The organism is Glutamicibacter arilaitensis Re117, from assembly GCF_000197735.1.
GTDB lineage: Bacteria > Actinomycetota > Actinomycetes > Actinomycetales > Micrococcaceae > Glutamicibacter > Glutamicibacter arilaitensis.
This window is the reverse complement of record NC_014550.1, coordinates 3262581-3275062: the sequence shown is the minus strand read 5'-3', so window position 1 is coordinate 3275062 and position 12482 is coordinate 3262581. Positions and strand designations below refer to the sequence as shown.

16 protein-coding genes and 1 pseudogene are annotated in these 12482 nt (G+C 59.9%); 6 read left to right on the top strand and 11 right to left on the bottom strand.

Going from position 1 to position 12482, the window contains the following annotated elements; genetic code table 11:
* Positions 1 to 70: 70 nt before the first annotated feature.
* Positions 71 to 283 (bottom strand): annotated as a pseudogene (locus AARI_RS19385) (integrase core domain-containing protein); the annotation flags it as partial.
* A 230-nt stretch (positions 284 to 513) separates the two neighbouring features.
* Positions 514 to 1458 carry an alpha/beta fold hydrolase gene (locus AARI_RS15615; RefSeq protein WP_013350236.1) on the bottom strand — a complete coding sequence of 315 codons (945 nt, stop codon included), beginning with the start codon at positions 1456 to 1458 and terminating at the stop codon, positions 514 to 516.
* A 601-nt stretch (positions 1459 to 2059) separates the two neighbouring features.
* Here AARI_RS15615 and AARI_RS15605 point away from each other — a divergent pair.
* Positions 2060 to 2422 carry a hypothetical protein gene (locus AARI_RS15605; protein ID WP_041649068.1) on the top strand — a complete coding sequence of 121 codons (363 nt, stop codon included), beginning with the start codon at positions 2060 to 2062 and terminating at the stop codon, positions 2420 to 2422.
* 335 nt (positions 2423 to 2757) lie between these two features.
* Here the strand turns inward: AARI_RS15605 and AARI_RS15600 are convergent.
* Positions 2758 to 3908, bottom strand: a protein-coding gene (locus AARI_RS15600) for an IS3-like element ISAar43 family transposase (protein ID WP_096257316.1) whose coding sequence is annotated in 2 segments (ribosomal slippage) — positions 2758 to 3638 and positions 3638 to 3908 — 1152 coding nt in all. Because the reading frame shifts where the segments join, the coding sequence is not laid out codon by codon here.
* Between the two features lie 235 nt (positions 3909 to 4143).
* Between AARI_RS15600 and AARI_RS15590 the strand changes: the two genes are divergently transcribed.
* Complete coding sequence (locus AARI_RS15590) at positions 4144 to 4686, top strand: GNAT family N-acetyltransferase (protein WP_013350231.1); 543 nt, start codon at positions 4144 to 4146, stop codon at positions 4684 to 4686.
* 47 nt (positions 4687 to 4733) lie between these two features.
* Here the strand turns inward: AARI_RS15590 and AARI_RS15585 are convergent, their stop codons facing one another.
* On the bottom strand, positions 4734 to 5129 hold the full coding sequence (locus tag AARI_RS15585) for a hypothetical protein (protein ID WP_013350230.1): 396 nt from the start codon (positions 5127 to 5129) through the stop codon (positions 4734 to 4736).
* Between the two features lie 182 nt (positions 5130 to 5311).
* On the opposite strand from AARI_RS15585, the gene AARI_RS15580 reads away from it, so the two are divergent.
* The 3 genes from AARI_RS15580 to AARI_RS19760 all read left to right on the top strand — a co-directional run bounded on the left by AARI_RS15580 (position 5312) and on the right by AARI_RS19760 (position 7170).
* Entirely contained in the window at positions 5312 to 6058 is a 747-nt protein-coding gene (locus AARI_RS15580; RefSeq protein WP_013350229.1) for a formylglycine-generating enzyme family protein, read from the top strand.
* A 186-nt stretch (positions 6059 to 6244) separates the two neighbouring features.
* A complete protein-coding gene (locus tag AARI_RS15575) occupies positions 6245 to 6913 on the top strand; it encodes a hypothetical protein (RefSeq protein ID WP_013350228.1) in 669 nt (222 codons plus the stop codon).
* 89 nt (positions 6914 to 7002) lie between these two features.
* Entirely contained in the window at positions 7003 to 7170 is a 168-nt protein-coding gene (locus tag AARI_RS19760; RefSeq protein WP_157867174.1) for a hypothetical protein, read from the top strand.
* 103 nt (positions 7171 to 7273) lie between these two features.
* On the opposite strand, the gene AARI_RS15570 is transcribed toward AARI_RS19760, so the two are convergent.
* The 3 genes from AARI_RS15570 to AARI_RS15560 form a co-directional block, all read right to left on the bottom strand.
* Entirely contained in the window at positions 7274 to 7861 is a 588-nt protein-coding gene (locus AARI_RS15570; RefSeq protein ID WP_013350227.1) for an HAD-IA family hydrolase, read from the bottom strand.
* Positions 7862 to 7950: 89 nt separating this feature from the next.
* Positions 7951 to 8613 (bottom strand): HAD family hydrolase, encoded by a 663-nt coding sequence (locus AARI_RS15565; RefSeq protein WP_049862669.1) that lies wholly within the window; start codon positions 8611 to 8613, stop codon positions 7951 to 7953.
* A 160-nt stretch (positions 8614 to 8773) separates the two neighbouring features.
* Complete coding sequence (locus tag AARI_RS15560; RefSeq protein WP_013348684.1) at positions 8774 to 10219, bottom strand: IS481-like element ISAar22 family transposase; 1446 nt, start codon at positions 10217 to 10219, stop codon at positions 8774 to 8776.
* 317 nt (positions 10220 to 10536) lie between these two features.
* On the opposite strand from AARI_RS15560, the gene AARI_RS15555 reads away from it, so the two are divergent.
* Entirely contained in the window at positions 10537 to 10953 is a 417-nt protein-coding gene (locus AARI_RS15555; RefSeq protein WP_081461178.1) for a carboxymuconolactone decarboxylase family protein, read from the top strand.
* Between the two features lie 57 nt (positions 10954 to 11010).
* Here AARI_RS15555 and AARI_RS18755 read toward each other — a convergent pair whose 3' ends face one another.
* The 4 genes from AARI_RS18755 to AARI_RS15545 form a co-directional block, all read right to left on the bottom strand.
* Positions 11011 to 11280 (bottom strand): hypothetical protein, encoded by a 270-nt coding sequence (locus AARI_RS18755; protein ID WP_049862667.1) that lies wholly within the window; start codon positions 11278 to 11280, stop codon positions 11011 to 11013.
* A gap of 78 nt (positions 11281 to 11358) precedes the next feature.
* Positions 11359 to 11664, bottom strand: a complete 306-nt coding sequence (locus AARI_RS18750; RefSeq protein WP_157867173.1) for a hypothetical protein — start codon at positions 11662 to 11664, stop codon at positions 11359 to 11361.
* 69 nt (positions 11665 to 11733) lie between these two features.
* The gene (locus AARI_RS19755) at positions 11734 to 11877 is read right to left on the bottom strand and encodes a hypothetical protein (RefSeq protein ID WP_157867172.1); all 144 of its coding nucleotides are present in this window, start codon (positions 11875 to 11877) and stop codon (positions 11734 to 11736) included.
* A gap of 158 nt (positions 11878 to 12035) precedes the next feature.
* Positions 12036 to 12293 carry a hypothetical protein gene (locus tag AARI_RS15545; protein ID WP_041649066.1) on the bottom strand — a complete coding sequence of 86 codons (258 nt, stop codon included), beginning with the start codon at positions 12291 to 12293 and terminating at the stop codon, positions 12036 to 12038.
* Positions 12294 to 12482 lie beyond the last annotated feature (189 nt).

The following is a 12482-nucleotide window of genomic DNA, read 5'->3' as shown; positions in this document are numbered from 1 at the left end:
CACCGATTGGCTCGTGGAGCCCACCATGCCGCGAGGTCGGTCGCATCCGCGCGTTATTGGGCCGCCCCCTTCATTCGGTCCGGTCGCTGTGCGAGTCGTCGGTTTCCGATTGATGGGTGCATTGCCGAGCGTAGTCGACGGGTGCGAGGTAGCCGAGCGATGAATGCCGGCGGTCGTGGCTGTATTCGGTCTTCCAGTCGCCGATCACGACCTGGGCGTGGAGCAGCGAGTAGAAGCTGTTGATGTTCAGGCACTCGTCGCGGAGCCTGCTCTCGGCATCCTCGCCTTCACTTCGGCGAGGTCACCCGTGGCCAGGCCTCTCGCCCTCGCTGCGCCACCGGCGACATCCTCCGCTTCGCGAGGTCACCATGGACGAGCCCCTCGCTGGGCGACGCGTGCGTCCCGTCATGGCCTGAGACCTCACATCACCGACGGGGCCCTGCCGAGAGACGATCCTCACGGCAGGGCCCCGTCACGGTGCTTGGGCGCGAGCGGCCGGGTGCGCCTCGGGGGTCAGGCGTCGTCCCGCCCGGCGGCGCGGTGGACGAACTCGATGAGGGAGTTCTCCATCTCGGCGAGGGTCTCGGGCTCGTTGTGAACCTCGTGGCGGACGTCGGGGTAGATGTGGAGTTCGACGTCGTGGCCCTTCTCCTCCAGGCGCCGGGCGACCTCGCGCGCACCCTCGCCGTAGTTGGTCACCGGGTCCTCCGCGCCCGCGAAGATCGCGACGGGAACCTGCGGAAGGCGGTCGAAGAAGTCGTCGCCGTTGGCCTGGTCGTACACGTCGACGAAGCCCTGCAGGAACCGGTTGCTCAAGGGGGCGCCGAAGTTGTTGAAAGGGTCGCGGCCGTGATCACGGACGACGTCCGCGTTGCGCGCCACCCAGTCCGTCGGGCCGAAGTCCGGGCCGAGGCGGTCGTAGAAGCCGTCGAACAGCTGGCCCACCAACGCATCCGCAGCGGGGGCGGAACCGTCGGCCGCCACGGCAGCCTTCAGGGCCTCGCGATCCAGCGTCGACTCGACACCGCGCATGCCCGCGGCGATACCGCCCAGCGCGAGCCTGTCGACCTCGACACCCGGCTGCAGCACCAGCGCCCGCGCGATCATCGACCCCAGGCTGTGGCCGAACACCACGTACGGCAGGTCGGGGAACAGCTCCTTGGCCTTCCGGTACAGCGTCACCTCGTCCTGCACGATGACCGTCGCCGACTCGTCACCGGCGTCACCCCACGTCCCCGACTGCATCGCCGTCCGACCGTGACCCGCGTGATCGTCCGCGACCACGACGAACCCCGCATCCACCAGCGCGGCCGTCATGTGCAGGTACCGGCGGGAGTGCTCGCCGAGACCGTGGATGAGCTGGACCACCGCCACCGGCGTGACCGCCGGTTCGTACACCCAGGCCTGGATGGTGTCGGTGCCGTTGTGCGACGTGAACTCGAGTTCGCGCAGAGCCATGCTGACCTCCTCGTCATGCCCCTCGGGCGGGGAGCTCGACGGTATGACCCTACCATACCTGCCGACAACGGGATGTCCGGCCCCCGACCTCCGTCGCCCACTCGCGGAACTCCCTGCCGCGGGCGCTGAGAGCGGCAGGTACGCGCCCAGCCCGTCCCGAGAGCCGCGTGACCGGGTCCGGACCCGGCGGCCCGGCAGGGTCACCCCCGGTGGGGGGCCGCGTCCCGCCCGGATCATGCCTGCCGGCCCGCCCCGTGGCACTTCGGACGCTCTGTGCCGGCGCCGGGCGTGCCCGTCCACGCCCGGACGGCCCGCAGAACGTGGACCAGGCCTCGGCATCGCGGCTAAGGAAGGTGAGGCCGGGGTCGATCAGACAGGCGACACGGGACATCACATGGAGAAACGGCGTCCCCGCTCCCGTGCTGCGTGTACCCGACGACGGCCCCCCCGGCCGACGAGCCCGGCGCCGACGACCTCGGTCCCGGCGATCACGCCGCGGCCCACGTCGCCCGCGACTACGGTGCCCGCGCCGACGACGCGCCCCACGACCACGCCCACCACGCGCCCGACGACCCGTCCGAGCGTCCCCGCAGTGAAGGCGGTGCAGCGCACCTTCCAGGTGGACCGGTACATGCCCAAGACCGCGGCTCAGGCCCGGGTCGTGGCGCGCCTCGACGACGACGGCGTGCTGCGTTACCGCGAGGACCGCGCCCTCTGGGGCGCGAACAACTGGCAGTTCGTGACGGTGCGGGTGCCCGCCGACGCGAGCAAGGCGCAGGTCATGGCCGTGATCAACGCCAAGACGTCCTCGCGTGTGGGTGACGTGCACACCGGTTCGCGCCTGCGTTCCATCACGCGTGGTCGCTCGGTGACGATCGCGTGGGAGCTCGGCAAGGGCGCCCGCCCCACCTCCGCCTGGGGTGCGAACAAGTCCGTCAACCAGATGTTCTTCGCCCGCTCCTGAGCGACCACAGGTGGGCGTGGCCATCACCACCACGCCCACCTGTGGCGGGCCTGCATCGCCGAGCCCGGCCGAGCGACGCGTCACCCTTGCGAGGGTGGCGCCGTCGCCGCATGTCGGCTCCGCCCCTCGGGGGTGAGTCCGGGACCGGCGCCCTCATGGGTCGAATCACTCGGCCCGGCCATCGAATTCGGCGGCAGCCTCTCGGTGATCCTGGGACCCGCGCGGTGTTGCGGGGCGGCCTGGCACCTCTTCTCCGCGTCGTGCAGCAGCGTCCCTTCGCGTGAGAACACTGTGAACGTTCCCCCGAGATGCCGGGGGAGGCTGGGCCGCCCCCTTCATTCGGTCCGGTCGCTGTGCGAGTCGTCGGTTTCCGATTGATGGGTGCATTGCCGAGCGTAGTCGACGGGTGCGAGGTAGCCGAGCGATGAATGCCGGCGGTCGTGGTTGTATTCGGTCTTCCAGTCGCCGATCACGACCTGGGCGTGGAGCAGCGAGTAGAAGCTGTTGATGTTCAGGCACTCGTCGCGGAGCCTGCTGTTGAACGACTCGACGTACCCGTTGTGCCAGGGCGAGCCGGGCGGGATGTAGAACAGGCCGGTGCGGGTGCCGGCCCAGTCGGCCATCGCGTCGCTGATGAACTCGGGGCCGTTGTCGGATCGGAGCACCGCGGGGGCGCCGCGGACGGCGACGAGGTCCTCGAGGTGGGCGGTGAGCCGGTCCGCGGTGATCGACCGTTCGACGAGCCCGCCGATGCACTCGCGGGTGTGCTCGTCGACGATGGAGCAGATCTTGATCGGACGGCCCTGCTCGTCCGCGTCGAACTGGAAGTCCACCGCCCACACGAGATTCGGTGCGACCGCTGCCGGGGCGTCGACGGTCGAAGACCCAACGCGTTTGCGGCGACGCCGCTGCGGGACGCGCAGCCCTTCCTCGCGCCAGAGCCGTTGGATCTTCTTGTGGTTCACGACCCACCCCTCGCCGCGGGCATCGTGGTAGGCCCTGCGGTATCCCCACCGCGGGTGCTTCTTCGCATACGCCCGCAGCCAGTCCCGCAACGCCAGGTCCGGGTCGGCTGTCGTCTCACCCTGGAGCGGGCGACGGTATGCGGACCTGCTCAGCCCGGCCAGACGGCACGCCATTCGTTCGCTCACCCGCAGCTTGCGCTTGAGGTGGTCGACGGCGGCGCGGCGCCTGCCCGGGCCTAGAAGTTTCCCTCAGCCAGCTCCTTGAGCGCGGCCTTCTCGAGCTCTGCCTCGGCGAGCAGCCGCTTGAGCGTGGCGTTCTGCTTCTCGAGCTCCTTCAGCCGCTTCGCGTCGTCGGCCTTCAGCCCGCCGTACTGGTTCCGCCACCGGTAGTACGTCTGCTCGGACACTCCGAGCTCTCGACACACCCCGGCGATGTCGCTACCGCCCGCGAGCATCCTGTCGGCCTGCCCGAGCTTACGGACGACCTGCTCCGAGGTGTGACGCTTCCTGCTGTTCGTCATGATCTGACCAGTCTCACTGCCCGGACCCCCGGGCAACAGGACGACTCACACAACCACCGGACCTACCAAACGGGGTCAGCCCATTATGCTCGCCGAGATAACAAAGTGGGACGTGGTCGCACCACCATTTCTCATCTATGCCGGTCTGGCGGGCAGGCACGGCACCACCTGTTTCCTGTCCCATAGAGCGTTCCTGATTCGGGACAGTTTCCGTTGATGCAGCTAGGGTAGGATCATGTCCATCGTCTTTGTTCCAATGACACCAGCCGACACCGAAGATCTCATCGGCTTCCTGACCTCAAATCGTTTCCCGTTCCATGTTCAGGCAACGCCCCAGGCCGCGGACATACGGACGAAGATTGAGAATGGCCATTTCTGGAACGAAGATACCCAAGGTTATTGGGTATTGAGGGACGAACATCGTATCGGTATGGCTGTTCTGGAGGATTTGCAAGAAGGCGATTCTCCGCTCTTCGACCTGCGCCTGGACGAAGCCCAACGCGGCAAAGGCGTGGGAGTGGAAGTGCTGCGTGCGCTATGCGACTTGGTTTTCGAGTCGATGCCGAACATGCTCCGTTTCGAGGGACAAACGCGAGAAGACAACATCGCCATGCGCAAAACTTTCCTCCGCGCAGGCTTCCTCAAGGAAGCGCACTACCGATTGGGATGGCCAACCAACGACGGCGGGCACGTTGCCTCAATCGCCTACTCGATCCTGCGCCAAGACTGGGAAGACGGAACCGTGACCCATTTCGAATGGGACGACCTCAAGATCTAGAATGCCGTCCCACAGAAGGTTGGGCAACCGGGAGGGGTGCATGTGCTTCAGATCGCCATCGCGAGCATGTCATATCCCATCGCGATAAGGCACGACAGTACGGCCAGAACGAGCGTGACAGGCACCATCGTGTAACGCTCGGGCTTGCTGCGCGAGATGGCATTCATCAGGATGCCGAGCACGAAGTAGGCGAAGATCACCCACATTGCGATCTCGGCGAACGGCGCGGGGAACACATCGACCGCTCCTACGCGGTCCCACGAGATCACGCCGATCAGCGCGTAGATTATGATCGATATCGCGCTGCCAATGCGCAAACGCTTCGAAAGTACGCGGTGCTGGCCACCCCACGCGAAGCGGCCGAGCGGAGCACCGAAAACGAGCGCCAATTGGAAGGCCGCCAGTAGTGCCAGGACGACTGTGAGCATAAGCGTGAAAGGCATAGAATCCACTGTCCCGGGCGGCCCCCGATATAAGGATGACGCGGGAGCCTCAAAAGGAGAGATGAGCGGCCCGTAGATGGTTCCGTTTACGGATGTGTCACACTCTGATCCTCAAACATCCGTCTATGGAGAAATCAGCCTCCGACAGACCGTCTTACAAGACGGCATGGGAGCATTGTGAAATGTCTACCTTTGATCTTCGTCCGCTACCAGGCGGACAAGTGGAATTGCACGACGCACGACGAAAACGCCGTTGGACCGTCCATCTGGAACCATTCGAGATTGGGATTGCTCCCGTCACCGTGGCTCAGTATTCGCAACTCATGGGCGATAGCGAAACGGGCACCCAAGCACCTCTGGTAGATATCAATTGGTTGGAAGCCATCAAGTTTTGCAATGAAGCGTCATTGAACGAAAGCCTTTCCCCTGCATACATCTTCGAGGCAGACGAAGTGATTTGGCAGACGAACGCCTCGGGGTACCGGCTGCCCACCGAAGCCGAATGGGAATATGCATGCCGCGCTGGCACAGTGGGGCCACATTATGGCCACCTCGATGCCATTGCTTGGACAGCGAACGACAAGCTAGAGAACGCGAAAGAAGTTGGTCAAAACCTACCCAATGCCTTCGGGCTCCACGACACCCTTGGAAACGTCTGGGAATGGTGCTGGGATCTACTCGATCCGGCCCGCTACGACGACTACCGAGTCTTCCGTGGGGGAGGTTTTGCTGATAACTCGTGGAGCGTGCGGGCTTCGACGCGTCGCGGTGGTGCGCCTGGGATGAGCCACCCAGACCTTGGTCTGCGCATGGCCCGGGGTGCCTTCGATGATGCACAGGCAACGCAAGGCTGGTCAGCCGAGGCTGATTATGAACGGGGAAAGATCACTGGAATGCTGCCATCCGGGTGGACGCCTCGGCGATACTGAGAGTGACCAATGCAGGCCAGCCCATATACACGGCGACGGGTGTCCCACAGGAGGTTCCTCTTACGGGCGTTCCTCTCGGGGACCGGCTTGCGGGACTATGAGATATGATTCGATCTCTCAACTACTCCATAGAGTGAATCGTCATCCATGAGTTGACAATTCACATAATTGCGTTATGTTTGAGCAATGATCGGAAGCGCAGAATCCCCACTTGAGCGGCTTGCTGAATTGCTAACTGTCGCCTCCAGCCTGGGACCCCTACCAACCAATGAGGCGAACTCCGTCAAGGCGGTCGCACTTAGCATCGAAATAGAGCAGGCAGCCCAAGCACATTTGGAGAGCTCCGTTGCCGTAGCTAGGGCGCGAGGCGTGTCATGGCAAGCCATAGGCAACGCATTCGGTATTACTCGACAGGCGGCATTCAAGCGATTCGGAACCATCTCAACGACAGGCATCGGAGAAGAAACCATGGCTAACCCAATTATTGACCTCACCTCGCGAACCGAAAATATCTTTGAGCACCTCAGCAAAGGTGACTACGGTTCCGTGAAATCACTGATGACCTTCACCTGTTCCCGCGTCCTGACGAAGAAAAAGGTTATGGATGTCTGGGACCAAGTGGTGGCAGACAGTGGACAGTTCGAATCTTGTTCCAACACCACCATTCAAACTGCCGACGGCACGAATGTTGTTGCACAGAAACTGAACCAGTACCTCGGCGGCGGCCTGACAGGACAAACGCAAATCAATCATGAAGCAGGCGAATGGCTCGGGCGAGTTGCCTACAATGGCGCCGGGAAAGTCACCGGAATTCTCATCGTGCACCCAATGCAGGCAAACAACCTGCCTTTCTAGACAGCTGGGTCCAAGCACGTTCACTGCGCAACTTGGCGACGCCAAAGGCGTGCCTCACTCACTACTCCAATCACAAACAGAGGCTTCCAATGGAAAAGATAGTCAACGCTGCATGCACCCTGCTCACATTCGTAACCTTCTTCGCTGTTTTGGGTGCATGGGAACTCGACGAAGCAGTGCGTTTCATATGGGCCGCCATGTTTGCGGGTACCTTTGGCTACATCTTCTTCAGGACAAGCAAGGAATCTGAAAATTGAATCACATCAGCTTAAAAATCATTCATCCCCGCTGTGTCTAATGTGGCTATCACTCCGCGTGCCGGTTGATTTCCCGTAGAGCGTTCGGCTTACGGGCGCTCAGCTATAAAACGCCCGCATTGGTTAGTGCCTCCCGCAGAGGTGCAACACCTTGGAAATGATGGGTCACGAAACCTAGCTCGGCGGCACCACAAAGTTTTGACCGAGAATCGTCTGTAAAAAAGACCTCTGGCCCCTTGAGGTCAAGCGCATCAAGAACATGTCGAAATATGCGTTGATCAGGTTTAATGTAGCCGATAAAAGCGGAGTTGAATACGCGGTCGATATGCTTCCGGATGCCCTGAGCTATTAATTCGTCCGGGATGGTGTCTGTACCGTTCGTCAAGATTGCGACTGTGATTCCACGGTTTCGCAGAATGTCCATAAGTTGCAGGATTGACTGGTCGAGCTGGGGAATTTGTTCTCCCCATTCATTTGCTGCATCGCAGGAACCAACAATCTGTCCTATTCGGCAGATCCATTGCTCACGTGAGATGAGCCCGGTCGTAACTTCGGTAAGAAGTGGCTGGGAGAACGCGGTGGCATCGAGGATACCGTTTTCGAGATGGTGACAATGTTCAATTTCGTCTGAATGGCCGAACGGGAAGTGGCGAATGACGCCGTCAAGGTCAAAAACTACTGCACGAATCATGCTCACATCCTGCCAAGTGTTCGGATTCCTACAAAACTGGAAATTACAGTCCCAGTCAGGGTTCCTTATACGGAGCAGTCGCTGCGAGCTTAAAGCAACGGGACGAGATCCGTCAGGTGGCGCAGAGTCATCGGCTGCTCAGCACCCTCGCGGTCCAGATGCATGGCCTGAAGACCCGCGGCTCGCGCTCCTTCGATGTCCACATGGAAGTTGTCGCCAACATAAAGTACCTGGCTCGGGGAAAACCCTGTTTTCTCGCACGGAAGGATGAACGCCGAACGTGTCGGTTTAGCATGGCCCATCTGTTCAGAAGTGAAAAACAGATCAAGCAGTGGCGAGATACCGATCCTACTTATCTTTTTTGCCTGTTGCTCGTGGTTACCGTTCGTGATGATACCTACCGTTATCCCAATGCCTTTTAGCAGCTGCAGGGTCGGAACGGCGTCTGGAAACGCAGTCCAGGAATTTTCATAACTTCGCAGGTAAATGGCGAACATTTCATCAAGCTCAAGTGTCTCGAACCTTCCCGAATGCCCTACTACGGGAAGGAACTGGCGGAGTCGTTCGCGGCGTTGTTCTTGAAAATTGCGCTCTTTCGAGAGATACCGATCGTAGGTGGCATGTTCAATCTCGAGCCACAATCGTGAGAGTTCGGGTGTCAGTTCCACCCCGAAACTTCGAACGAATGTTTTCAGGCCACTACGGGCTGATGTCTGGTGATCGAACAGGGTGTTGTCCAGATCGAATAGCACAGCTCGAGTTTCCATTGTAATCACTCGGTAGTTTGTTTACACACGAACTCACCACATCGCTTACAACCAAACTCAGGACATCGTAGACACGCGGCATCAGCACATCGCTGACAACCAAACTCACAACATCGCTGACACCGTGCGCAACGAATCTCCTTAGCTAGGAAACGGCGACGTCAGACGAATAGTAGATGTCCTCATACTCGATCCGCTTCTGAGTCCAGGCCGGCTTCGGATCCCTGATCCGGGCTCCATACACCTGCCACAACGGCACCAAACGCGCACTGGAATGCAGCCTGACCGGTAACGGAAATGACAGTGATTGCTCACCATCAACAGTGCTGTAAAGCGTATAAGCATCCTTGCTCAAGACCAGCTGGTATTCACCGATCAGGTGAGCTGGCACCTTGAAAACACGGCCACGAAAATAGATCTGCGGATTCGTCCGTCGAATCTGGATCACATCATCGCGTTGATCCGTCAGTACGCTGGGGCTACCGGTGTAGTTTTCAACCTTCGTACGTCCCAACACCTGAAGCCCATCATCCACTACGCCCTCCGGAACCAAATCGGCTTTCACGGCCAGAGCCTTGTCCAAGTACGACTGGGCTTTGGCCTGTATCCTGGCAATATCGATGGCCACGCCATCCGAACCACGATGATCACCGGCTTCCCACGCTTGAGCAGGCGTCAGATACGTGTGCCCCACTTTCAGCGCCTGGTGGCGCCGACGGTGGTTATAGTGATTCCGATACTGCTCCAACAACGTGGAAAGCTCCGCCAGGTTATGTGGTGCATGCGCGTCGAGGAACCGGGTCAACGTATTATGGCTGCGTTCGTTCTTGCCTTGCGTTTGCGGATGACTGAACCGGCCCGTAATCGCTTCGCAGCCCACGCTAGCCAAGAATATTTCAGTCTGGTTCACCAGGCCCTGCCGAGAAAGATTGAAAGCACCACCATTGTCGCTGAGAAGTTGTTGCGGCACCCCATACTCCGCGAACGCTGCCTTGAGCGTTTCCATCGCATCTTGCGCGTTCTCCATTTGCTCAAAGCACCGCGTACCCACGTCGAATCGGGAGCCGTCATCAATGAGCTGATAGATCATCGCCTTGGTCGCGTCCTGGTCGAACAATCGATATTCCAGTCCGTCGATCTGCCACATTTCCATCGGATGCGAACGGGCGAAGCGCAGCCATGATTTACGGGGGCGTTTGCGCGGGTTTCGCTTGGTAGCTCCGGCCTCGGCAAGGATCCTGCCGATCGTGGCCACCGAGGGGCGTAGCTCACCGAACTCCTGAGTATCAAGGCTTTCGAACCAGATAGATAAGGGCCCGTTGTCCCACCCGTCCTTGGCCAGTCGCTTGCGGATGCGTAGGACCGTGGTTTTGGTTTGGTCGCTGTAGATGCGCCGGTCTGTTTTCGGGGCTCTGGAGTGCGGGTTGAGTGCTTTGTTCCCTTCGGCAACGAATCGCTCTTTGACTTTGTAGTAGGAGGGTCTGCTGATTCCCAGTTCCTTGCAGAACTGCGAGATACTCAAGGAGTCTGGCAGGCCCGGATCGAACTCGATGATTTGGCGGCGTATCGACGCCGATAATGAATTTGACACGTTTAATTATCAAATTGATCGCTGACCAGAAGGGGCCTGCCAGCATGTCTTGCTACCTGTCAGCGATGTGCTGATACATCCTGTAAGCGATGTTGTGAGTCAGGGTGTAAGCGATGTTCTGAGAGAGGACAAGCTCGAGTTTCCATACACCTATACTAGCTAGCGTCGAATTTCACTTATCGGATTTGCCATCTGCTATCGTTCCCGGCTAGCTGTCCCGCTGAACGTTCCTCTTGCGGGCGACTCGGCGCAGTGCTGAGAACTACGGACAAAAGTGCTGAGGACTTCGGAAACTGACACCAGAGCTATGAAATTCGATTGGCAGATTCTCCAAAGATATCGCCAAGTCCTACCGCGCAGCTGGGATCAGCGACCGCACCGCAGAACTGATAAATCTACGGGTATCGCAGATCAATGGCTGCGCTTATTGCTTGGACCTTCATGCGCGCAAGGCGCTGGGAGCCAGCGAAACCCTGCAGCGCATTACCCTGCTGCGTGCGTGGGATGAATGCGGCGGGCTGTTCACCGAGGAAGAATGCGCGGCGCTGGCCATTGCCGAAGCGGCTACCGACCTGCCGAATCCGGAAGAACGCATTGCGGCGGTGGCTTCGGCCCGGCTGGTCTTGAGCGACGAGCAGGTGGCCGCGATCCAATGGATCGCCATTGCCATGAATGCCTTCAACAGGATTTCCATCCTCTTGCGCCATCCGGTCAAGGAACGCGAACTGTCCTGAATCCGGAGAGCCAGAAACGCGGTGCAAGCCAGAAGCACTGAAAGGAGGTCAGCGGATCTATTCGCTGAACGGAACCCGCTCCCAGCTAAGGACATCGACGCCCTGAGCCGAGTTCGGTGCGACGCTCACGCGTAGCCACTCACGGGATGTCGCGGCACCCTCCGCAGTCATTCGTTGCAAATTCGGCACCGGGTCGACGAAGTAGACATCGAGCCATGGTGACTCTGCGGCCAGGGGCGCATCTTCGTTGAACTGGTGGCTGTCGCCATTGACTAGGTAGACCGGACCAGTGAAGTTGGCCGATTCCTCGGCCAGAGTTTCGACCATAGGCTTAAAACCGGAAACGGTCTCGGGGCTGGCCAGTGACTGATCTTCGAACCCTGGGTGGCATGTCCGCCTGGGTCATCACGACGACGGCCCGAGCTGGGAACGTTTAGCATCCGCGAAGGTCTCGGAGAGCAACTCGAGTTTGGCTTCGGTGCGCAACTGGGCTTCCTGGAGTTTCAGATCAGTTGGCTCGGTGAGTCCGAGTCCGGACCATAGTGCCAGCGAGTTGGTGGACCCCTGCACAATCACCACTGAAAAAGCGATCCGGTACTTTGTGAAGCGGACATTTTCTGGGAGACCGATGCCGGACTGCGATTCCACGCGCATGCTGCCGCCCAAGGTCTTGTTCTGAACCGGGAAGAACATTTCGCGAAGGGTATCCAAGCGCTCCAGCGGATTGTAGGCGCCATTGTTGGCGCGGTGGCAGTCAACCTATTCGTTGTCGCCGGGCGTTTACACCAGCGGTGTCCTTAGGCGGTCCAAGTCATCCTTCACGACGACGAAACGCTCGTCGGTGCATTGTTCGGAGCCAGCTTTGATGTCCCCGACATGCGCAATGAAACGCAGGTCGGTTTGCTCGGTGAGTTCACTGACCATCCCCGGGGATTCGGCGAGCTGGGCAGGGCCGTAAGGAATGTCCCGATGATGCCGAAGGCGTAGGAGGATTCCGCGGATTGAGCTGAATTGGCCACGGCCGCCGCTTCCCTCAAGGGGAAACGGCGGCCGTGGTGGGCAATGTGCGTTTGGCGTATTGCCTACAGTTTTTCCTGCACGTTGACCGCGCGAACGGCTTCGGTATAGCGGCGCTCGAATTCTTCAGCGGAGACCAATTCACGCTCCACCCGGAACGAGGACTCTTCGACTCCCAGCACCGCTGCGATCAGGGAGCGGGTGTAGAGGGCGATCTTGCGGGACTTGCGAGTGGAAGTCACATGATCCAGTTCAGGTACCCAGATGTTCCACCAACCGGCTTCCTTGCCGACTACTGCCTTGAAAACGCGCTGTTCACTCATCTGTCGTCCTACTCTCTACCCTGCTTGGTGACATACCGTCCGCTTCAATACTCCACTACCCGCAGCCGTGCCGACAAGTGCGCCCTGCGGTAAGGCCTGTGCAATTCGCCTGATGCTGAATCTGGCTTTTTCACGTCGCAGGAAAGACTCATTGCAAAAATCTGTTGACCAGATCACGTGCATGAATAT